Below are 20,627 nucleotides of genomic sequence, written 5' to 3'. Positions count from 1 at the left end.
CCACTTAGTGTTGCAATGTGACGATGCCCATCATCGGAGCCACCAATAGACTGGTCCAGTGACTGCATTGATAAACGTCGTGGGCGCCGCTGTCGTTGACTCCCTGGCCACGCCCACCCGCCTTCTGGCCGCACGCCGCACAGCCCCACCGCAATTCGCGGGCATGTGGGAATTTCCGGGCGGCAAGGTGGAAGCAGGGGAGGCCCCTGAGGCCGCCCTGCACCGTGAACTCGCTGAGGAACTGGGAATTGAGGTTCAGCTCGGGGCGGAGCTTACATCCGGCAGTGACAACGGGTGGAGGCTCAATGAGCGTGCCTCCATGCGTGTGTGGTTCGCTGAAGTGACTGCGGGGGAGCCCCAGCCGTTGGAAGATCACGACGAATTACACTGGATCCCTCTGGATAATTGCGACGAAGCTCTCAATCTCCCGTGGATTCCGGCGGACTTGCCGATTGTCCGGGCTTTGCTTGATCGAGTGGGCGCACCCGCCGGGGAGCATGGCGTTTCAATGAGGTAGAGAGCGGGCTTCCGGTCATGTGAAGCCGTACCGTTCGAATGTGAGAGCCTCATACCGCCCTTGCGAAAAACTCCTGCAGTGCGCGGCCTGAAATCTGTGCGCCGCCGGGTGGCCATGCCCGCGATGGCGCCTGAGCTCGGACAAGCAGATTCTGGTTGAGGGCAACCACAGCCCGTTCTACAACCTACTGGCCGTCCGTGAGGACCAGAAAGGACGATCTTTTGGTGCGTATGGAGCCCTGGCCGCTTTGCTTAGAAGAGAGACTGCTGCCCCGGGAGGGGAGTGGAGGCGCCAGGTTCAGGAGTACTTGAGGCTTCCGCGGGGCGGGCGTTCCGGTGGCTGAATCCCGACGTCCCCAGGAAACCGTACTTGGCCTTGAAGTGGCTGATCCTTCCGGTCAGCCACGCACGGTATTCCTTGGACGCATAACTGCCTTGGCCATAAAGGCGACGGTACTTTCCCACAAGTTCCGGATGCTGGGCGGCCAGCCATTTCATGTACCACTCCCGTGTCCCCGGTTTGAGGTACAAGGCTCCAGCGGTGACGCCGGTGGCCCCTGCGTTGGTCAATTCGGTGAACAGTGAATCAAGGGCCTCGTCCGAATCAGTGAGCCACGGCAGGATGGGCATCGCCATGACGCCGCAGCCAAGGCCAGCGTCCCGGAGGCGGGCGATGAGCTTCAGGCGTGCCCTGGGGGAGGGTGTGCCGGGTTCGATCAGTTCAGCCAGGTCCTCATTGGTCATGGCCAGGGAGATACCAAGGTCCACGGGTACCTGGGTGGCGGCGTGCTTGAGTAAGGGGATATCCCTCGCAAGCAAGGTGCCCTTGGTCAGGATGGAAAACGGTGTGCCTGAGTCTGCCAAGGCCCGGATGATTCCCGGCATCAGGGCGTACCGTCCTTCTGCCCTTTGATAGGGGTCCGTGTTGGTGCCAAGTGCCACCTGTGGTCGTTTCCAGGAAGGCTTGGCGAGCTCTTTGCGGAGGACTTCAGCGGCGTTGACTTTGACCACCACTTGGGAGTCGAAGTCCCGCCCGGCGTCAAATTCCAAATAGGTATGGCTGTTGCGGGCGAAGCAATAGACGCAGGCGTGGCTGCAGCCGCGGTAGGGATTCACGGTCCACTCGAAGGGCATGTTTGAACCGGAAGGCACCTTGTTGAGCACTGACTTTGCGGTGACCTCATGGAAGGTGACTCCGGAGAATTCGGGTGTCGAGACGGAACGCACAAGCCCGGAGAGTGGCAGCAACGCATCCAAGGCCGGGGCAGGGCCTGGAGCCGCAGCGTCGCTCTCGTCTGACGCCGGTCCAGGCATCGGTGTAAGTGCTTGTGCGTCCCATCTCATGAACTCCATTCGAATGTATGTTCGAATGAATGTCAAGGCTCCGAATCTGGCTGGCCAGGATCCCGGCCAGCCAGGATCCCGGCCAGCCGGGAAGCCGACCTCCAAGGGAGCCACTGTGGTGTTGCTAGGGTTGGGCCATGATTCTGCTCACGGGCTTCGAACCGTTCGGTGGGGACGAGGTCAACTCCTCGTGGCTGGCTGCGCTCCGGGCCCAGGACATCCTTCGGGCGGAGGGCCTCGCTGTGGAATCCGTCGAGTTGCCTTGCGTCTTTGGTGAGTCGGCGGTGGTTCTCGAAGCGGCCATGGCACGCCTGCGTCCGGACGTGGTTGTCTGCATAGGCCTGGCGGGAGGGCGTGAACGTGTGTCCCTTGAGAGAGTGGCCATCAACTGTGACGACGCGCGAATTCCGGACAACAAGGGCCAGCGTCCCATCGACCAAGAGGTCATCGATGGAGGGCCGGCAGCTTACTTCTCAAGCCTGCCCATCAAAGCCGCGCTCAGAAACCTCCAGATTGCAGGGATCAAAGGTGAAGTCTCCCAATCGGCAGGCACGTATGTGTGTAACCACGTCTTTTATGCCTTGATGCATTCCCTCGCCTCCAGGCCGGGAGTCCTTGGCGGCTTTGTCCATGTTCCCTATCTGCCGGAACACCTCCCGGCAGGCAGCACGGCCCCCTCCCTGTCCTTGGAATCAATGGCCGAGGGCATTGCCGTCATAGTCCGGACAGCCCTGCAGCCGCAGGGAGATATCAAAATATCTGCCGGCACCATCCACTAGAGGAGTTCCCACTCAACCGTGACGCTGGCGGAAACGGAAGACTCGCCTGCCTCCACCGGCAATGCCTCTGCGGCGTAGGACGCCCGGACCATTCCGCCCAAGGGGACCGGACCGCTATGCACTGGCTGCTGTGAGACGGAGATTACGGCTCCAAGCCGTGAGGAAGCCAAAGAAGCGTACTGTTCGGCACGGGATCGCGCATCCTGCCATGCTGCCTCCTGCGCTTGGGCAGTGACGGCTGAGGCGTCCGCGAAGCCTTGCTCGATCCCGTTGATCCTGATGTCGTCCCCGCCCGCGGCAACTGCTGCGGCTATGGCCGCCGGCGCATCCGCGTGCGAACGGATTCCCACCTGCAGATTCGTGGAGGCTACATAGGCTGTTACCTTTTGGCCCTGCCCCTCCACCCACACCAGGTCGGCGCGGAGATTCAGGCCACTTGTTCGAAGATCCACGTCCTGCACTCCCGCTGCGCGCAAGCTGGCGGCGACGGCGGCAGCCGCCTTCCCGGCGTCGTCATAGGCTCGGGCTGCGGTGTCCCGCCGCGTCTCCACCCCGAGCGTCAAAGTCACCAGGTCCGGAACGGCCTTTGCGCTCGCAGTCCCGGTGACGGTAATGGTTCGGTTCATGCTCAAGCCTCGATTCCCTTGCCGGCAGGACCGTCCTGCCGTCGGTTGTGATGGTCAATGTAGCCGCCGGCGGCGAGACCGGCCTGGCGTTCAAAGAAATTCCCGGAGCCCGGGTTACCGCTGCGGAGCATGGACCACCCGGCTGCGATGCCGTAGAGAGCCAGGAAAGGCAGGCCCAGGCAATACGCATACTGGGTGCTGTGCCGCTCCTCATGTCCCAGCAGCACCTCGTTCCTGCCGGCCGTCCCCTGCGGCGCCCGGTACAGGATGACGTTCCCGAGCGTAAACGCGCCGGCGTGCGGGAGTTTCCAGTGGTAACCCGCCGCGATGATGAGTCCCCGCGGACCGCGTGTCACCACGGAGCGGGAGCAAGCGGCCACTGCAAGTCCCAAAGGCGTGGACAGGTTCAGGACATTTGCGATCTGCCGGAGGCGTTGCGCAGGAGTCATGAAGCCATGCTAGCCCCGTCGCATCTGGCAGGGCGCGGGCCGCAGGGATACGCTGTTCGAGCACTGACCGGTGCGGGGGGATTCGAATGGGGGAAGAGGGAAGATGAACGCAAAACGCGCCATGGGCGTGGTGGGTGTCCTGATCGCAGTGATGGTGGCACTGACCGGATGCGTCAAGCTCAACATGTCCGTGAAGGTCAACAACGAAAAGAGCGTGGACTACGAGGTTGTCTACGCAATCCAGAAGTCAGTATTGGGCGACAAATCCTTTGACGAATTCATGGAGTCCAACGGCAGCGGCAGCCAGCAGATGGACATTCCTGACGGCGCCACTGTAGTGGACTACGAGGACGAGAAGTACAAGGGCAAACGAATCACCGCAGCCAACCTTGACCCAGCCAAGCTCGCTGAGTCCTCCAGTTCCGAGAATCCCTTTGAGCTCAAACGGGAGGGCGATTTCTACGTCCTCTCCATGGGCGGCGTCACGGGTGCCGACAGCAGCGATCCGCAGGCGTCCAGCATGGCAAAATCCATGTTTGACGAAGCTTCCGTGACGTTCACGTTCCCCGGCAAAGTGGTCGAAGCCAAGGGCGCCACAGTGGACGGCAACACGGCAAAGTTTGACATGCTCTCCATCAAGGAATCATCCGTCCAGGCCAAGGCCGAGGCCAACGCCGGCATCCCGATGTGGATCATTTGGGTCTTGGTGGCGGTGCTGGTCATTGCTGCAGGATTGATCCTCCTGTTCGTGTTGTTGCGCAGGAAAGCGGCGCAACCCGCGCTCGCGGTCGCCGCGCCGAACGGACAGCCGGGGTATGCACCCCAGCCTGGGCAGGAGGGCTACCAGCCCCCGGTCCAACAGGATGCCTACCCCCAGCAGCCTGCGCAGCAGCCCCAGCAGGACTGGGCAGGGCAGGGCTACACGCCGGGCGCGCCGCCGGCACAGGCTCCACAACCGCCGGCGCAGTCAGCGCAGCCGCCAACGCAGCAGCCCGGACGGACGCACGACGACGGCCAGGTGCCTCCGCCGCCCACGGCACCTCCGGCGTCGGGCGCCTAAGCGAAAGGGCGACACACCGCTGTCGTTATTCCAGATAGCGGAACCGTGCCCTGGGGGTTAAATCCCGACTGTGAGGTTCAACTAGACTGAAGGGTAGTGCCTGCCGTCCGCGGCGAGCACTGCCCTTTCGTTTTGCAGGCCTGCCTTGCCGGGCCGTTCCCTACTCGTAGCTAAGAACAGTAGATGACTGACACTTTGCCAGGCGCTGCCATCCCGAATCCGCTGGATGAAGCCGCCATCACCGCCGCCGTCGAGGACGCCATTGCTGCTATTGCGGCTGCTTCCTCCCTTGATGAACTCAAGGCTGTCCGCCTCGCCCACACCGGTGAGAAGTCGCCCCTGAGCCTCGCCAACCGTGAAATCGGTGGCCTCGCCAAGGAACACAAGGCTGCCGCCGGCAAGCTCATGGGTTCATCCCGTGGCCGGGTCAACCAGGCGCTCGCAGCCCGGACCCAGGTTCTCGAAGCCGAGAACGACGCCCGCATCCTGGTTGAAGAGACCGTGGACGTCACGGCCGCACCGCGCCGGCGGCGTGCCGGTGCACGCCACCCGCTGTCCACGCTGCAGGACCGCGTCTCGGACATCTTTGTTGGCATGGGTTGGGAAATCGCCGAAGGCCCCGAGGTGGAGTCCGAGTGGTTCAACTTTGATGCCCTGAACTTCAAGCCGGACCACCCGGCGCGCGAAATGCAGGACACGTTCTTCGTGGAGCCGCCCGAAGCCCACTTGCTGATGCGCACACACACCTCGCCGGTGCAGGTTCGTTCCATGCTGGAACGCGAAGTACCCATCTACGTGCTGTGCCCGGGCAAGGTGTTCCGCACCGATGAACTCGATGCCACGCACACTCCTGTCTTCCACCAGTTCGAAGGGCTGGCGATCGACAAGAACCTCAGCATGGCTGACCTCCGTGGCACGCTGGAGCACTTCGCCCGCCAGATGTTCGGCGACGAAGCCTCCATCCGCCTGCGCCCCAACTACTTCCCGTTCACCGAGCCGTCCGCAGAGCTCGACATTTGGCACCCGGGTGCCAAGGGTGGTCCGCGGTGGATCGAGTGGGGCGGCTGCGGCATGGTCAACCCCAACGTCCTCCGGGCAGCCGGCATCGATCCGGACATCTATTCAGGTTTTGCCTTCGGTATGGGCATTGAGCGCACGCTCATGTTCCGCAACGAGGTCGGCGATATGCGCGACATGATCGAAGGCGACGTACGTTTCAGCGAGCACTTCGGGATGGAGATCTAACAGTGCGTATCCCACTTTCCTGGCTGCGTGAATTCGCGCAGGTTCCGGCCGATGCAACGGCCGAAGACGTCATGGCTGACCTGGTCAAGGTTGGCTTTGAAGAAGAAGAAGTCCACCGTCCCACGGATGAGCTGACGGGTCCTGTTGTGGTTGGCCAGGTCCTGAGCCTGGTCAAGGAACCGCAGTCCAACGGCAAGACCATCAACTGGTGCCAGGTCCGCGTGGTTCCTGAAGGCCAGGAGCAGACCCTCACCGGCGAGGGCATTGACCCCTCCGGCGTGCAGGGCATCATTTGCGGTGCCCACAACTTTGTTGAGGGTGACAAAGTGGTTGTCACCCTGCCGGGCGCTGTTCTGCCCGGAAACTTCCAGATCTCGGCGCGCAAGACCTACGGTCACCTGTCCGCGGGCATGATCGCTTCCGTCCGTGAGCTGGGTATCGGCGATGACCACGACGGCATCCTGGTGCTCTCGCGCATCGGACTGGATCCGGAAATCGGCTCAGACGCGATGGAACTGCTCGGTCTGTACGACCAAGCAGCCGAAATCAACGTCACCCCGGACCGCGGTTATGCCTTCTCCATCCGCGGTGTGGCCCGCGAGTACGCCCACGCCACCGGAACGTTGTTCACGGACCCCGCGTCCAAGGTCAACGCACCCGCTTCCCTGCAGGGCGGCTACGGCGTCAAGCTCAACGACGATGCGCCGATCTACGGCATGCCCGGTTGCGACCGCTTCGTGGCCCGCACGGTACGTGGCGTGGACGCCTCGCGTCCCACCCCGCCGTGGATGTCCTCCCGTCTTCGCCTGGCCGGCGTCCGCTCCATCTCTCTTCCGGTTGATATCTCCAACTACGTGATGCTGGAGCTTGGACAGCCGAACCACTGCTACGACCTCGATAAGCTTGCGGGCGACATCGTGGTACGCCGTGCAGTGGCGGGGGAGAAGATCACCACCCTCGATGACAAAGAGCGCACGCTCGACGTCGAGGACCTGCTGATCACCGACGATTCCGGCGCCATTGGCATTGCAGGTGTGATGGGCGGCGCCCACACCGAGGTGTCCGACTCCACCACGAACATCCTGGTGGAAGCCGCGCACTTTGATGAAGTCTCCATTGCCCGTTCCCGTCGCCGCCACAAGCTGCCGTCCGAAGCTTCCAAGCGCTTCGAGCGCGGGGTTGATTGGCGCGTTGCCAACATCGCTGCGCAGCGCGTCGTTGACCTCTTGGTGGAACTCGCTGGAGGCACGGCAGACGAGGCCGGGACCGACGTCGGCACCGCCCCTGAGGCTGTCACCATTGAACTGCCTGCAGAGTTTGCCGCCGCCCGGATCGGCATCGATTTCACTGAAGAGCAGATCACCACCTCCCTGGTGGACCTGGGTGCAACCGTGGAGAAGACGTCGTCGGGTTACGTTGTGACGGCTCCGAGCTGGCGCAATGACCTGGAAACCAAGGAAGACCTCTCCGAGGAAATCGCGCGGCTGGTGGGCTACGACAACATCCCCTCGACACTTCCGGTGGCGCCTCCGGGCCGGGGACTCAGCCGCAGCCAGCAGCAGAAGCGTCGTGTGGTCCAGGCCCTGGCTGATGCAGGTCTTACCGAGGTGCTGTCCTACCCGTTCGTCTCCAAGGCAGCCAACGACACCTTCGGCGTTGCTGCTGAAGGCGAAGCGCGTCCTGCGTTGAAGCTGGCGAATCCGATCAGCGAGGAACAGGGATTCCTCCGGACTTCCATCCTGCCGGGTCTGATCGAGGTTGCCCGCCGGAATCACTCACGCGGTTTCCGCGATTTGGCGGTGTACGAGGCCGGTTCGGTCTTCCTCCCAGGCGAAACGCTGGGTACGGATTCCATCCCGCCGCTGGGCGTCAAGCCTGCCGACGAGGTTCTTGATGGACTGTACGACGGCGTCCCTCACCAGCCGCTGCACATCGCCGCAGTCCTGACCGGACATGATTCACCGGCGGCTGCGACGCACACGCCTCGGGCGTGGGATTGGGCAGACGCTGTTGACGTGGCACGCCTGATCGCCGATGTTCTGGGCGTGGAATTGGTTGTCAGCCAGGGAAGCCACCAGGCGTTCCACCCTGGCCGTGCAGCTCAGCTCGCGCTGCGCAACGGCGACGTAGTGGGCTACGCCGGCGAGCTCCACCCGAAGTTGCTGGCTGCGCACGACATGCCGGCCCGCTCCGTGGCGCTTGAGGTCAATGTTGAAGTGTTGTTCGAAGCTGCTGCTGACGTGATCGTGGCCAAGCACATCTCCGGTTTCCCCGTTGCGACGCAGGACGTTGCCTTGGTTGTCCCGCAGGACGTGCCGGCGGACCAGGTTCTGGCTGCGCTGCGTGAAGGTGCGGGCGAGCTCCTCGAAGATGTCGCGCTGTTCGATGTCTACGCGGGTCCCGGAATCGACGAAGGCAAGAAGTCACTGGCTTTCGGCCTCCGCTTCCGTGCTGACGACCGCACGCTGACCGCGGATGAGGCTTCTGAAGCCCGTGCCGCAGCTGTTGCTGTTGCAGCCGAGCGCTTCGGAGCTGTCCAGCGCTGATACTGCTCGCGATGGATCATCCCCGGAACCATCTGGTTCCGGGGATTTTCTTTTATCGAGATTGAGCTCCCAACATCTTGACAGACTATTCACATGTGTATGACAGTTCTGTCATACACATGTGAAACATGTGTATCACATCCCTCGCACGGTTCCATAAGAGCCGTCCTTTGAAAGGTACCCATGAAGAAGCAGAATGTTGCTTTGCTTGTCGGGGCAGCAGTAATGGCCCTGACGTCCTCGTTTGGTGGAGCTGCAGTGGCGTCAGAGTCGACGCCCCAAGTAGCCGCTGCTGAGGTTCAGCCCGTAGGGCACACGGTGGACAAGACGCAGACGTCGGGCTCGGCCGCATCCCCTCTGGCCGACAAGTACACCATTGCCGCACCCACCAAGAATGGCGGCGCTTCCACGGACTCGGTCATCGGCGCCGATGGCAGGGTAAGAATCACCAACACTACGGCAGCCCCCAATCGCTCCATCGTGCAGATTGAGTTCAATGGCGGCTACATCTGCTCCGGCGCGCTGATCTCCGATGACACCGTGCTGACGGCTGGACACTGCGTTCATGAGGGCGGCACCGGCTCCGAGGCCGACTACTCGTGGGGCGTCAAAGTAGCCCCGGGCCGTAATGGTTCAACCGACCCCTACGGCACGTGCGGTGCAACGGAGATCTTCACGGACCAGCGCTGGATCGACTCGGCGAACACCAATGCCGACTGGGGCGTCATCAAGCTCGACTGCGCCATCGGCAACACCACCGGCTGGCTCAACTACACCGGTACCACCGCAAGCCTGAATGGAACCAGCACCACAGTGCGCGGCTACCCGGGAGACAAGGCATTCGGCACCATGTGGTCCATGACCGGACCCATCGAGAGCACGCAGGCGGAAAAGGTGTTCTACAAGATGGACACCTATGGTGGCCAGAGTGGCGCCCCCGTCTACAACAGCTCCAACACCATCGTTGCCATCCACACCAACGGTGGCAGCTCCAACTCCGGCACCCGCATCACTCCCACCCTGGCAAACTACCTGACGTCGGTGAAGTAGCCCAGCTGAGTTAACCCACCCAACAAGTGTTCCCCTCAGTGAGATCCTGGCTGAGGGGAACACTGCTGAGTGAGGCGAGTGGCGCCGGCTACAGACAGCGACGCGGCGTGGAACGTCGTAGGGGAGGGCTACAGTAGTGATGGGCAGCGTGAAAGGAGTTCTGATGAAGTACTCGAAGGTCAAAGCCGGACTCATCGCCGGCGCTGCATTCCTCGTAGCACAGTTCATTTATCAGGTTGTTCTCGCTGCGCCTTACAATCTCGGAATCAGCCTCGTTATGGCGGCCATCGTCGTGGTGGGATCCGTCGTGGGCCGGCACGTGATGAACCGTCGAAGGAGCGAGCTGACAGGCGACGTTTAGCTGGGTGGCAAGGGGCCCGATCAGCTGTTCGTCCAGAATGCTGGCTTCAACTCACGAGCAAAAGTGTAAGGAAGGCCGAGATGGACAGCCCCGTGCTTGAGCTGCGGAAGCTCAGTGACGTGCCCGGCACAAGCGGTCAGATTCAACCCCTCGGCCTGCCCGCCTTCGAGCGTGCCAACAGCTTGGCCAAACCCGAGGATAGGGATGACTTCGTTGCCGGCCGGATCGCGCTGTGGCACTTTGCCGCTGCGCTCCTCGAAGTGGATCCTGCTCGACTCGTTCCTGACTATCGCTGCCCGCGGTGCGGCCCCGGCCAGGACCATGGTCGCCCAGGGTTCTTGCTCGACGGCGGCCCCGCACCTTTGGTGCTCAGCGCGTCCCGGGCGTCGGGCTGGGTGCTGCTGGCCGGCGTTGTGCATGCTCCCGAAGAACTACGGCTGGGAGTGGATCTTGAATCGACTGGCAAAGCAACCTTCGAAGGCTTCGACGACGTCGCGTTGACCGCAACCGAGAAACGCTTCCTGTCCAGCATCCCGGATCAGGAGCGAGATAGTCAGCGCGCGCGCCTGTGGGCACGCAAAGAGGCGTGGCTGAAGATGACGGGGGAGGGCCTGAGGCGCAACCCCGCAGAGCTGGATGTGCTGGACCTGCCCGGCCTGCGGGATGTCACGGAAAGGGCACTGCCTGACGGTTTGGTAGCCGCCCTGGCACTGGGCTAGCGCGCTGAAGGCAGTAGTGGCAGAGAAGCTTCGTACAGCCACGGGCGGAGAATAGACGCGGCATCAAACCCGGGAATGAATGAGTCCGCAGCCCCAATAAACGCGTCGGTAGACACCGAACCGTGGCGGTTTGTGGCCGTCCAATGCTGCAGGAAACCGAAGAACGCCTCATCCCCGGCAGCCATCCGCACAGCGTGAACGGCCAGGGCACCGCGCTTGTAGACGCGGTCGTCGAACATCAGCTCAGGGCCGGGATCGCCCACCAGCAGGTCCTGCGGCCCGGCGTCGAGCCTTTTCCACGCAGCCGTTGCCCGCGCGGCAACAGTCATGGTGCTGGATTCTTCGGACCACAACCACTCCGCATAACAGGCAAAGCCTTCGTGCAGCCAGATATCTTTCCAGGTGCTGACCGTCAACGAGTTCCCGAACCACTGGTGGGAAAGTTCGTGGGCGATCAGTCGCTGCGAATCCCAAGCATCCCGCATGTGGTTTCGGCCGAAAATGGAGACCGTCTGGGCTTCCAGCGGAATCTCCAGCTCGTCCTCCGTGACCACCGAGGTGTACTCGGCGAAAGGGTAAGGGCCGAAACAATCCTCGAAGGTGCGCATCATGTCGGGCTGGCGCCGCAGGCCTTGAAGAGCATCCACGGCCATCTCGGGAGTGACTGCGACGAACTGGGGAACCCGGTGATGAGTGTCGTCCACGTGCAGCGGAACCCTGGCGTACCGGCCGATCTGCACCGTGGCGAGGTACGTCGCCATGGGCTCAACATGTTCATAGACCCAGGTTTCCCGGCTGGACTTGCGGGAGTGGGCCACCAAAGTGCCATTGCACACAGGCCGGTAATTATCGTCCGTGGTCACGGAGATGAGGAAGCTGGATTTGTAGCGGGGATGGTCGTTACAGGGGAACCAGGACGCCGCGCCGTTTGGTTGTCCGGCCACCAGGACGCCGTCGTTCAGTTCCTCCCAGCCCACATCGCCCCATAGGCCGCGGCGCGGCTGGGGGTTGCCGTCATAGCGGATCTCCAGCGAGAACTGCTGGCCGGGCTTGAGTGCAGACGCCGGGGTCAGCACGAGGTGTTCTGCCCTATGACTGAACTTCGGGACCTTCTTGCCGTCCAGCTGAACTTTTGACGCCCGCAGCCCTACAAGGTCAAGGACAATCTGGGCCGAGGACTCCAAAGCTGTGCAGCGTAGGACCGCCTTGCCGATCAGCTTGTTGCTGCCCAGCCTGACGTCGAGGTCCAACTCGTACCTGTCCACGCGGTAGGCGCTGCTGCCGTGGTTCAAGGCGTAGGGGTCGGCTTCGGTAAGGGGAGTATTGATTGGAGCGGCCATATCCGTCCAATCTACTTGAGGCGCGGCGCTTGTGAGGACGGACCCACCCACGGGCTCACAGGGTTGCCCATCCAGTACGTCCCGGCCGGGACAGTTTCGCCACGCATCACCAACGACGCCGGCCCCACAGTTCCGCCGTCGCCAATGCTCGCCGCGGGGAGGATGACCCCGTGCGGGCCCATGGTGGCGCCGTTGCCGAGTGTCACGGTGTCAAGGCTCATGACACGGTCGTGGAAGAGGTGTGTCTGGACTACGCAGCCACGGTTGACCGTGGAGTTTTCGCCCAGGGTCACGAGGTCGGCTTCGGGAAGCCAATAGCTTTCGCACCACGTTCCGCGTCCGATCTTGGCTCCGAGCCCGCGCAGCCACCACACCAAGGCGGGAGTTCCTGCGGCCGAGCGTGCAAACCACGGCGCACTCACCATCTCTATGAAGGTGTCCACAACCTCATTGCGCCAAATGAACGAGCTCCACAATGGGTGTTCGCCGGAGCGGATGGTCCCCACAAGCACCCATTTGGCCACGATGGAACTCAGGGCGGCCACAGCCCCGGCTGCCAACATGACGATGCCGCCCAGGACCGCGGCTATCCAGTAACCCCATCCGCGGGCGATCCAGTCCAGCACCAGCATCACACCCACGGCGATGGTTACCGTGAGGATGACCGGTATCAGTCGGCACAGTTCCCATAACGCCCGTGCCACCTTCAGTTTCAGGGCCGGGCGGAAAGTTCGGGTTTGGTCAGCATCGACGGCGGTGCGGCGCAACCTGACGGGGGGACTGCCCAGCCACGAAGTGCCAGATTTCGCCTTGAGGGGCGTCGCCGAGAGCACCGCGACAAGGGAATTCTTGGGCACGTTCCGTCCTGCGGCCGTCATTCCCGAGTTACCCAAGAAGGAGCGCTTCCCGATCTTGGCCGGCGCAATTTTCATCCATCCGCCGCCCAACTCGTAGGAAGCCACCATGGTGTCGTCGGCCAGGAAAGCGCCATCGCCGATGGTGGTCATTTTGGGAACCAGCAGTACTGTTGAGGCCTCCACGTTCTTCCCCACTTTCGCTCCGAGGAGTCGAAGCCAGAGTGGCGTGAACAAGCTCGCGTAGACGGGGAAGAGAAGATCCCGAGCCATGTCCAAAAGGCGTTCCGTGGCCCAAACCTGCCAACCGATGCGGCTACGCACCCGGTAGTAGCCTTCTTTGAGGCCCAGGCCGAGGAGTCTTGCAACGATGAGAATCAGGACGAGGTTGCCAAAGAACCACACCAAAGCGGCAAATGGCAAGGCCAGGGCGATCTGCGGAAGCGCCGTTTGCAACGACTCGTGCCCCTGGATGAAAGCCAAGACCACCAGCACGCCGGCGAATGCCGAGACGTACGGTATCAGTGCCAGCAAAGCCGAAGCGCTGGCGAAGGCGGAAAACCAGAGCCGATCGACCACCGGCCGCCGGCTGACTGTTTCCGGCCACTCGCGCTTGGCCTTGCCACGGCGTTCGGCGGGGGATCCTGCAACGAGATGTCCGGCTTTCACTTTGCCCAGCACGGCCGATCCAGCATCGACGTGGGCACCGGCCCCAATGGTCGCTCCGGGCATTAGGGTGCTTCGTGCTCCCACAACGGCACCCGCTCCCACATGGATTTGTCCGATGTGTACGGAATCCCCGTCCACCCACCAGCCGGAAAGGTCCACTTCGGGTTCGATGTTGGCTCCGCTGCCCAGAGACAGCAGGCCGGTGACCGGCGGCAAAGAATGCAGGTGGACGTCCTTGCCGATCTTGGCACCCAGAGCGCGTGCGTAGTAGGGGACGAAGGGTGCGCTGGCCAGGCCTATGGCACCCGAAAGGTCTTGAATTTGCTCGGCCAGCCATAAGCGCAGGTGGGTCTTTCCCGAACGCGGGTAGGTGCCGGGTTGGATCCTGCCCAGCAGCACTTTGGCCGCGACCACCGAGATCGCCATCCGGCCCAAGGGGCTGACAAAGATCAGCCATGATGCCGCAATCCACCACCACGACACAACGGGTGCGGCGGCAAAGCCAGCGACATCAGCCAGCAGCCTGTTCGCAGCCATGAGGTAGGTCAGCCAGCGCATGCCCACGAGGATGTGGAGCGGGGCGCCCATGAGGACCTGGAAAATTTGCGACTTCAAGGCTGTAGGGCGGACGGTTCGCTCAGCAGCGGGACCCGGCAAGGCGCCGTCGGGGAGTGATTGCCGGGCGGCGTCGATCAAGGCGCCGACGCGGGGCGTGGCATAGATATCCGCCACCGTGATGGTGGGGTACCGGACGCGGAGCGCGGAAACGAGCTGGGCCGCAGCAAGGGAGCCGCCACCATAGGCGAAGAAATCGGCGTCCAGGGAACTCACTGGACTGCCCAGTACAGACTCCCACTGCTCCACCACCCAGCGGGCGTCATCGGGCAGATTCAGTGGTGCGTTGCCGGCCTCAGTGGCGCCGGCTCCCGCCAGCGGCCAAGGAAGTGCATGGCGATCCACTTTGCCGCTGGTCTTGGTGGGAAGGGAATCCACAACGGTCAGCAGGGGGATCAAAGCAGCGGGGAGGCTCTGGCCCAGAAGGCGGCGTGCTTCGTCCATGGATAATTCATAGCCCTCAACGGGGGCCAGATACCCAACAAGGATCTGGTTGCCGGCCGCCGTCGTCTGCACTGCTGCAGCCGCGCCAGCTATGCCGGGCAAGGACTGAAGCGCCGCATCCACTTCGCCCAGTTCAATCCGGCGTCCACCGAGTTTGACCTGTTCATCGGCCCTGCCCATGAAGATCAGGCCCTCTGCTTCGTATCGCACCAAGTCGCCCGAACGGTACGCACGTTCCCATCCCAATGTGGCCATAGGAGCATACTTCTCGGCGTCCTTGGTGGGATCGAGATAGCGGGCCAGCCCAACCCCGCCGATGATCAGTTCGCCGATTTCGCCTTCTGCCACCGGAACGCCCTGAGGATCGACGATAGCCAGGTCCCAACCGTCCAGCGGCAGGCCGATCCTTACGGGGCCGGGTCCGCCCAGGGGAGCAGCACAGGCAACAACCGTGGCCTCCGTGGGGCCATAGGTGTTCCACACTTCGCGGCCGTCCACCGCCAAGCGTTCAGCGAGTTCGGGCGGGCATGCTTCGCCGCCAAAGATCAGGAGACGGACGTTTTCCAACGCTTCGGCAGGCCACAGCGCGGCAAGAGTGGGCACCGTGGAGACAACCGTGATCCCGTGATTGATGAGCCAAGGGCCGAGGTCCATGCCGGTTCGAACAAGGGCTCGTGGCGCGGGCACCAGGCAAGCTCCGTGACGCCAAGCCAGCCACATCTCCTCGCAGGAAGCGTCGAAGGCCACTGAAAGGCCAGCCAGGACCCGGTCATGGGGTCCGATGGGCTCAGCTTGGAGGAAGATCCTCGCTTCGGCGTCAACGAACGCGGCCGAGGAGCGGTGTTGGACGGCAACGCCCTTGGGGGTTCCGGTGGATCCCGAGGTGAAGATGATCCAGGAATCGTCGTCCAGTCCGGGCTTGCTGGGTTTGGGGACCGGCTCCCGTGGCGCACCGGAGAGTTGAACGTCCAGGCCCGCAGCGATGATGGCACCAACCCTGGCTTCGCCGAACACCAGGCGCGCCCTCTCATCGGGGTCGTCCGCATCCACGGGAACGTAGGCGGCGCCGGCCATCAGGATTCCCAGGATGGCTATGTAAAGCTCGTTGGTCCCGGACGGGATGCGGACGCCGATTTTGTCTCCCCGGCCAAGTCCTGCAGCGTTCAACGCGCCTGCGAACTGTCGGACGGCTTTGAGTAGTTCGGTGTAGCTCAAGGACTTGTGGCCGTCATCCAACGCCGAAGCCTCAGGGGATTGTGCGGCGGTCTCTTCCAGGATGTCCACGAGGGTCCGCTCGGCGGGTGCTGCGGCGCCGCCCGGCATCTGGGGGCGGTAGGTGGTCAAGGCAGGTGTCTGCCCGGCCCCCGCGGGATGTTCTGTGCTCACGGGCTCAGCTTTGCGCAGAAAGGTGAACAAAAGGTGTCGGACGTTTCCTGTCCGTAACATTTTGTTGCGCTTCTGTTCGCCTGTGAGTCGCCGGAAGTTGGGGAGCCGGGCATGGTGCTTACGGCACCAGCAGGACTTTGCCTGTGGTGAGGCGCCCTTCCAAGTCCCGGTGGGCCTGGGCAGCCTCTGCCAAGGGGTAGGTCGCTCCGACCCGAACAGCGAGAGTGCCGTTGGCGGCGGCGTCGAATATTTCTGCTGAGCGCCAGCGGCGTTCGTGCGTGTTCTGTACGAAGTGGGCCATGGTGGGCCTGGTCAGCGTCAGGGATCCTGCCGCATTCAAACGCTGCGGGTCGAAAGGCGGTACAGGCCCGGACGCAGCGCCGAAGAGCACCATGGCTCCGCGGGTGCGCAGGCTCTTCAGGGAATCGTCGAACGTGTCCTTGCCGACGCCGTCGTACACCACGTTGACGCCTTCGCCGTCGGTGAGTTCACGGACCTTGTCGGCGAAGCCTTCGTAGCGAAGAACTTCATCGGCGCCGGCCAGAGTGGACAAATCGGCTTTTTCGTCCGAGGACACGGTAGTGATCACGCGGGCTCCGCGGGCCTTCAGCAGTTGCGTCAGCAGCAGACCAACGCCACCTGCGCCTGCGTGAAGCAGAACGGTGTGGCCCGGCTCTACCCGGAACGACGAGTTCATCAGGTAGTGGGCAGTGATGCCCTGCAGCGGCAAGGCAGCGGCAGTGTGATCGTCGACGCCGGCAGGAACCGGGAGTGCCTTGCTTGCGTCCACGACGGCGTACTCGGCGTAGGTCCGGGATGCCTCGGCAGTCGCAATGCGATCGCCGACGGCAATGTCCTCCACGCCTTCGCCCACTGCCTCGACAGTGCCGGCGGCCTCCGCGCCGGGGGTGAACGGGTAGTCCACCTTGTAAGTCCCGCTGCGTTGATAGGTCTCAATGAAGTTGACCCCGGCAGCTGCGACCTTGATCAGCAGCTGGCCGGGGCCAGGTGTCGGTGGTTCCACGGATGCATACTCAAGGACGTCAGGTCCTCCGGGCTGCCGTGCAACGATAGCGTGCGTCATGGTGGCTCCTCACTCCGGGGCGGTGGTTCCGGTGCCCGGTTTCAGAATCCATCCTAGGGAGGTTGGGGCCTCCCGTGCTGAACGCTTAGCGGCGCCCGTGCGTCGAAGCTACAGGGCAGTCGAAGCCGCGGCCTGCTGCCAGGCCCACTTCGTTGAGGTACCTGACCACAATCCCGTAGGACTGCATCAGGGTTGTTTCCGTGTACGTAATGGAGTGCTTGGTGCAGAACTCGCGCACGATTTTGGTGGCCTTGTACAAGTGGGGCCGAGCCATGTCCGGGAACAGGTGGTGCTCAACCTGCCGGTTCAATCCGCCAAGAAGGAAGTCCATGAAGATGCCGCCGGAGATATTGCGTGAGGTGAGGATCTGGCGGTTGAGGAAGTCCACGCGGCTGTCCTTGGGAAGGACCGGCATGCCCTTGTGATTGGGCGCGAACGAGGCACCCATGTAGAAGCCGTACACCATGATCTGCACGCCGAGGAAGGCAAACGCCATGCCGATGGGGAGGAAGGTGAAGGCGAGTACCGGAAGGGCCGCGAGCCTTGTCACCAGGATGGGTGTCTCTACCCAGCGGTGGCGTACTTTCTGCTTGCCGAAGACGAAGCGAAGCGAATCGAACTGCAGGCTGAGGCCAAGCAGGGTCAGCAGCGGGAAGAAGAACCAGCCCTGTTTCTTGGTGAGGAACGCCAAACGGCCCTTCCGCTCTGCTGCGGCGTCTTCGTAGAACACCAAGGCGTTGTTGCGGATGTCCGGGTCCTTGGAGATGACGTTGGGGTGGTTGTGGTGGGCTCCGTGTTTCTGTTCCCACCAGGAATAGCTGATGCCGGCGACGCCTGTGGCCAGGAGACGGGCTGACCAATCGTTGGCGCGGCGTGAGGCGAAAATCTGTTTGTGCCCGGCCTCGTGGGCCAGGAAGCTCAGTTGTGTGCAGAGAATGCCTACGGCTGCGGCGATGAGCAGCTGGTACCAGGATTCGCCAATGAGGGCGAAGCCGAGCCAGGTGCCGGCCATCAGGAGCAGCAGGGCCACGAAGACCCAGATGTAGAAGCCGCTGCGGCGTTCAAGGAGTCCGGCAGCTTTTACGCTCTTGAGGAGCTCTGAATAGCTTTGGACCACAGGATTGGGTTGAATTGCGCGAGCCTTGGGGCGCTCAGCGGTGGATGTGGGTGACATGAATGTGCCCCGTATCGCTAACGGGCAACGCTGCAGCCGACGTTCGGACTGCACGGTCTGGATCACCCTCCACTAAGCATACGTGCAATGTCCTAAATAATGAGACACATCACAAACGCATGTATAAATATCGGCACCTATGAATAGTTTTGCTGTACACTCGAGTCATGACTATTTCTGTTGCCGTCTCCGGCGCCAGCGGCTATGCCGGGGGAGAAGTGCTTCGCCTGCTTGCGGGCCATCCGAACGTCACCATCGGTGCGATCACTGCGCACAGCAACGCCGGTTCAAGACTAGGGGAGTTGCAGCCGCATCTCCATGGTTTGGCCAGCCGGATCCTTGAAGACACCACGGTGGAAAACCTGTCCGGTCACGACGTCGTGTTCCTAGCCCTGCCGCACGGCGCTTCCGCGGAGATTGCTGCACAGTTGCCGGAAGGCACGGTAGTTATCGACGCCGGCGCGGATCACCGACTGCAGGACGCCGCGGCGTGGGAAAAGTTCTACGGCTCAGCCCATGCGGGAACGTGGCCCTATGGACTGCCTGAGCTGCCGGGCCAGCGCGAGGCGCTCAAAGGCGCCACCCGCATCGCCGTTCCCGGCTGCTACCCGACGTCGGCGCTGCTCGCCCTGACGCCCGGGTTCGCCAACAATCTCCTCCTGACGGACGACGTCGTTATTGTCTCTGCCTCGGGTACTTCCGGTGCCGGCAAGGCGGCCAAGGTCAACCTCATTGGTGCCGAAGTCATGGGTTCCATGAGCCCTTATGGTGTGGGTGGTGGACACCGGCACACTCCTGAGATTGAACAGGGACTGTCCAACGCCGCCGGCGAAGCCGTGACTGTTTCCTTTACTCCGACGTTGGTCCCGATGAGCCGCGGCATCCTCACCACCGCGACGGCCAAGGTTGGCCACGGGGTCACCGAAGCCGAACTTCGCCAAGCGTGGGCAGACGCCTACGATGACGAGCCGTTCGTGCACCTGCTTCCCGAAGGCCAGTGGCCCGCCACCAAATCGGTGCAGGGATCCAACCACGCCGTGATGCAACTTGCTTTCGACCAGCACACGGGCCGAGTGATCGTGACATGCGCCATCGACAACCTCACCAAGGGGACCGCCGGCGGCGCCGTGCAGTCCATGAACATTGCCCTCGGCCTGGATGAAACCGCCGGCCTGAACCTGCAGGGAGTTGCACCGTGACCATTACCGCACCCAAAGGATTCCGCGCAGCGGGCATCACAGCCGGCATCAAGGCATCCGGCAACCCGGACTTTGCCCTGGTGGTCAATGACGGGCCATCCAAGGCAGCCGCTGCTGTGTTCACGTCCAACCGTGTGGCAGCCGCACCCGTCCACTGGTCGCGCCAGGTAGTCAGCGATGGCCGCGTGGACGCCGTGGTCCTGAACTCGGGCGGCGCCAACGCGTGTACCGGCCCCCAAGGTTTCCAGAACACCCATGCCACGGCCGAGAAAGTGGCGGAAGTGCTGGGAGTCTCAGCTTCCGACGTCGTGGTGTGCTCCACCGGCCTGATCGGCGAGCAGCTGCCCATGGACAAGATTCTTCCCGGCGTGGATGCCGCGTTCGCGGAGCTGTCCGCGGACGGTGGTTCTGCAGCTGCCACGGCCATCATGACCACGGACAGCGTGTCCAAGGAAGCCGTCTTCACGGGCACTGATGCTGAAGGCAAGCAGTTCACCGTGGGTGGCATCGCCAAAGGCGCCGGCATGCTGGCACCGGGCTTGGCAACCATGCTGGTGGTCCTCACCACAGACGCCCAGGTGCCCGCTGACGAGCTCGACGTCGTCCTCCGCGACGCCACGCGCGTCACTTTTGACCGAGCAGACTCGGACGGCTGCATGTCCACCAACGACACCGTTGTGCTGTTGTCGTCGGGGGCGTCCGAGGCCTTGCCGTCCACCGGGCAATTGGGCGAAGCCGTGACGCAGGTCTGCGCCGAATTGGCCCGCAAGTTGATCGGTGACGCCGAGGGCGCCAGCCATGACATCGCGATCAGGACCTTCAACGCTGCCAGCGAACGCGACGCCGAGATCGTCAGCCGCTCCGTTGCCCGCTCCAACCTTTTCAAGGCAGCCATCTTCGGCAAGGATCCCAACTGGGGCCGCGTGCTTTCTGCCGTGGGAACCACTGACGCCGTTTTTGAAGCCGATCAGCTCAACGTCTCGATGAACGGCGTGCAGATCTGCCGAAACGGCGCAATCGGCGACGACCGCAATCTGGTGGACCTGGAGCCGCGCGAAGTGCTGGTCGAAATTGACCTGCAGGCCGGCGACGCCGAGGCGACCATCTGGACGAACGACCTCACGCACGACTACGTGCATGAGAACAGCGCCTACTCGAGCTGAGCGG

17 protein-coding genes are annotated in these 20,627 nt (G+C 62.9%); 10 read left to right on the top strand and 7 right to left on the bottom strand.

Going from position 1 to position 20,627, the window contains the following annotated elements:
* Window positions 1-58 precede the first annotated feature (58 nt).
* Window positions 59-517 carry a (deoxy)nucleoside triphosphate pyrophosphohydrolase gene (locus BLW08_RS20500; RefSeq protein WP_091327713.1) on the top strand — a complete coding sequence of 153 codons (459 nt, stop codon included), beginning with the start codon at window positions 59-61 and terminating at the stop codon, window positions 515-517.
* A 251-nt stretch (window positions 518-768) separates the two neighbouring features.
* Here the strand turns inward: BLW08_RS20500 and BLW08_RS20495 are convergent, their stop codons facing one another.
* Window positions 769-1,860 carry an Rv2578c family radical SAM protein gene (locus BLW08_RS20495; protein WP_090822527.1) on the bottom strand — a complete coding sequence of 364 codons (1,092 nt, stop codon included), beginning with the start codon at window positions 1,858-1,860 and terminating at the stop codon, window positions 769-771.
* Window positions 1,861-1,997: 137 nt separating this feature from the next.
* Between BLW08_RS20495 and pcp the strand changes: the two genes are divergently transcribed.
* On the top strand, window positions 1,998-2,639 hold the full coding sequence (pcp, locus tag BLW08_RS20490; RefSeq protein WP_091327710.1) for a pyroglutamyl-peptidase I: 642 nt from the start codon (window positions 1,998-2,000) through the stop codon (window positions 2,637-2,639).
* Here the strand turns inward: pcp and BLW08_RS20485 are convergent.
* Both BLW08_RS20485 and BLW08_RS20480 read right to left on the bottom strand, forming a co-directional pair.
* The gene (locus tag BLW08_RS20485; protein ID WP_090822531.1) at window positions 2,636-3,265 is read right to left on the bottom strand and encodes an SIMPL domain-containing protein; all 630 of its coding nucleotides are present in this window, start codon (window positions 3,263-3,265) and stop codon (window positions 2,636-2,638) included. The two genes, pcp and BLW08_RS20485, sit on opposite strands and share 4 nt — an antisense overlap.
* 2 nt (window positions 3,266-3,267) lie before the next feature.
* On the bottom strand, window positions 3,268-3,714 hold the full coding sequence (locus BLW08_RS20480; RefSeq protein ID WP_091327708.1) for a hypothetical protein: 447 nt from the start codon (window positions 3,712-3,714) through the stop codon (window positions 3,268-3,270).
* Window positions 3,715-3,817: 103 nt separating this feature from the next.
* Between BLW08_RS20480 and BLW08_RS20475 the strand changes: the two genes are divergently transcribed.
* The 6 genes from BLW08_RS20475 (at window position 3,818) to BLW08_RS20450 (ending at window position 10,695) form a co-directional block, all read left to right on the top strand.
* A complete protein-coding gene (locus BLW08_RS20475) occupies window positions 3,818-4,774 on the top strand; it encodes an LppM family (lipo)protein (RefSeq protein WP_091327706.1) in 957 nt (318 codons plus the stop codon).
* Between the two features lie 183 nt (window positions 4,775-4,957).
* Window positions 4,958-6,019, top strand: coding sequence for a phenylalanine--tRNA ligase subunit alpha (pheS, locus tag BLW08_RS20470; protein ID WP_011774334.1), 1,062 nt, complete (start codon window positions 4,958-4,960; stop codon window positions 6,017-6,019).
* A gap of 2 nt (window positions 6,020-6,021) precedes the next feature.
* Window positions 6,022-8,565: a phenylalanine--tRNA ligase subunit beta gene (gene pheT, locus BLW08_RS20465; RefSeq protein WP_091327703.1), complete on the top strand. Its 2,544-nt coding sequence runs from the start codon at window positions 6,022-6,024 to the stop codon at window positions 8,563-8,565.
* 183 nt (window positions 8,566-8,748) lie between these two features.
* Window positions 8,749-9,615 (top strand): trypsin-like serine peptidase, encoded by an 867-nt coding sequence (locus BLW08_RS20460; RefSeq protein WP_091327701.1) that lies wholly within the window; start codon window positions 8,749-8,751, stop codon window positions 9,613-9,615.
* Window positions 9,616-9,778: 163 nt separating this feature from the next.
* Window positions 9,779-9,976, top strand: a complete 198-nt coding sequence (locus BLW08_RS20455) for a hypothetical protein (RefSeq protein ID WP_091327698.1) — start codon at window positions 9,779-9,781, stop codon at window positions 9,974-9,976.
* An 80-nt stretch (window positions 9,977-10,056) separates the two neighbouring features.
* Complete coding sequence (locus BLW08_RS20450; protein ID WP_091327696.1) at window positions 10,057-10,695, top strand: 4'-phosphopantetheinyl transferase family protein; 639 nt, start codon at window positions 10,057-10,059, stop codon at window positions 10,693-10,695.
* Here the strand turns inward: BLW08_RS20450 and BLW08_RS20445 are convergent.
* The 4 genes from BLW08_RS20445 to BLW08_RS20430 all read right to left on the bottom strand — a co-directional run bounded on the left by BLW08_RS20445 (window position 10,692) and on the right by BLW08_RS20430 (window position 18,261).
* Window positions 10,692-12,035, bottom strand: a complete 1,344-nt coding sequence (locus BLW08_RS20445; RefSeq protein WP_091327694.1) for a M1 family metallopeptidase — start codon at window positions 12,033-12,035, stop codon at window positions 10,692-10,694. The genes BLW08_RS20450 and BLW08_RS20445 overlap by 4 nt on opposite strands.
* A gap of 11 nt (window positions 12,036-12,046) precedes the next feature.
* Complete coding sequence (locus BLW08_RS20440; protein ID WP_091327839.1) at window positions 12,047-15,940, bottom strand: Pls/PosA family non-ribosomal peptide synthetase; 3,894 nt, start codon at window positions 15,938-15,940, stop codon at window positions 12,047-12,049.
* Window positions 15,941-16,121: 181 nt separating this feature from the next.
* Window positions 16,122-17,087 (bottom strand): quinone oxidoreductase family protein, encoded by a 966-nt coding sequence (locus BLW08_RS20435; RefSeq protein WP_091327692.1) that lies wholly within the window; start codon window positions 17,085-17,087, stop codon window positions 16,122-16,124.
* Between the two features lie 85 nt (window positions 17,088-17,172).
* Complete coding sequence (locus BLW08_RS20430; RefSeq protein WP_090822549.1) at window positions 17,173-18,261, bottom strand: fatty acid desaturase family protein; 1,089 nt, start codon at window positions 18,259-18,261, stop codon at window positions 17,173-17,175.
* Window positions 18,262-18,428: 167 nt separating this feature from the next.
* Between BLW08_RS20430 and argC the strand changes: the two genes are divergently transcribed.
* Window positions 18,429-19,460, top strand: a complete 1,032-nt coding sequence (argC, locus tag BLW08_RS20425) for an N-acetyl-gamma-glutamyl-phosphate reductase (RefSeq protein WP_091327689.1) — start codon at window positions 18,429-18,431, stop codon at window positions 19,458-19,460.
* The gene (gene argJ, locus BLW08_RS20420) at window positions 19,457-20,623 is read left to right on the top strand and encodes a bifunctional glutamate N-acetyltransferase/amino-acid acetyltransferase ArgJ (RefSeq protein WP_090822553.1); all 1,167 of its coding nucleotides are present in this window, start codon (window positions 19,457-19,459) and stop codon (window positions 20,621-20,623) included. Before argC ends, argJ begins: the two co-directional genes overlap by 4 nt.
* Window positions 20,624-20,627 lie beyond the last annotated feature (4 nt).

The sequence above is a fragment of the Arthrobacter sp. cf158 genome, from assembly GCF_900106835.1.
Lineage (GTDB): Bacteria > Actinomycetota > Actinomycetes > Actinomycetales > Micrococcaceae > Arthrobacter.
This window is presented reverse-complemented; position numbering and strand designations above follow the sequence as displayed.

Bases quoted from the DNA above. Each gene is read 5' to 3' on its own strand.
- BLW08_RS20495 (WP_090822527.1), bottom strand. From the start codon at position 1,860: ATGAGATGGGACGCACAAGCACTTACACCGATGCCTGGACCGGCGTCA.
- pcp (WP_091327710.1), top strand. From the start codon at position 1,998: ATGATTCTGCTCACGGGCTTCGAACCGTTCGGTGGGGACGAGGTCAAC.
- BLW08_RS20485 (WP_090822531.1), bottom strand. From the start codon at position 3,265: ATGAACCGAACCATTACCGTCACCGGGACTGCGAGCGCAAAGGCCGTT.
- BLW08_RS20480 (WP_091327708.1), bottom strand. From the start codon at position 3,714: ATGACTCCTGCGCAACGCCTCCGGCAGATCGCAAATGTCCTGAACCTG.
- BLW08_RS20475 (WP_091327706.1), top strand. From the start codon at position 3,818: ATGAACGCAAAACGCGCCATGGGCGTGGTGGGTGTCCTGATCGCAGTG.
- pheS (WP_011774334.1), top strand. From the start codon at position 4,958: ATGACTGACACTTTGCCAGGCGCTGCCATCCCGAATCCGCTGGATGAA.
- BLW08_RS20460 (WP_091327701.1), top strand. From the start codon at position 8,749: ATGAAGAAGCAGAATGTTGCTTTGCTTGTCGGGGCAGCAGTAATGGCC.
- BLW08_RS20455 (WP_091327698.1), top strand. From the start codon at position 9,779: ATGAAGTACTCGAAGGTCAAAGCCGGACTCATCGCCGGCGCTGCATTC.
- BLW08_RS20450 (WP_091327696.1), top strand. From the start codon at position 10,057: ATGGACAGCCCCGTGCTTGAGCTGCGGAAGCTCAGTGACGTGCCCGGC.
- BLW08_RS20445 (WP_091327694.1), bottom strand. From the start codon at position 12,035: ATGGCCGCTCCAATCAATACTCCCCTTACCGAAGCCGACCCCTACGCC.
- BLW08_RS20440 (WP_091327839.1), bottom strand. From the start codon at position 15,940: ATGCCGGGCGGCGCCGCAGCACCCGCCGAGCGGACCCTCGTGGACATC.
- BLW08_RS20435 (WP_091327692.1), bottom strand. From the start codon at position 17,087: ATGACGCACGCTATCGTTGCACGGCAGCCCGGAGGACCTGACGTCCTT.
- BLW08_RS20430 (WP_090822549.1), bottom strand. From the start codon at position 18,261: ATGTCACCCACATCCACCGCTGAGCGCCCCAAGGCTCGCGCAATTCAA.
- argC (WP_091327689.1), top strand. From the start codon at position 18,429: ATGACTATTTCTGTTGCCGTCTCCGGCGCCAGCGGCTATGCCGGGGGA.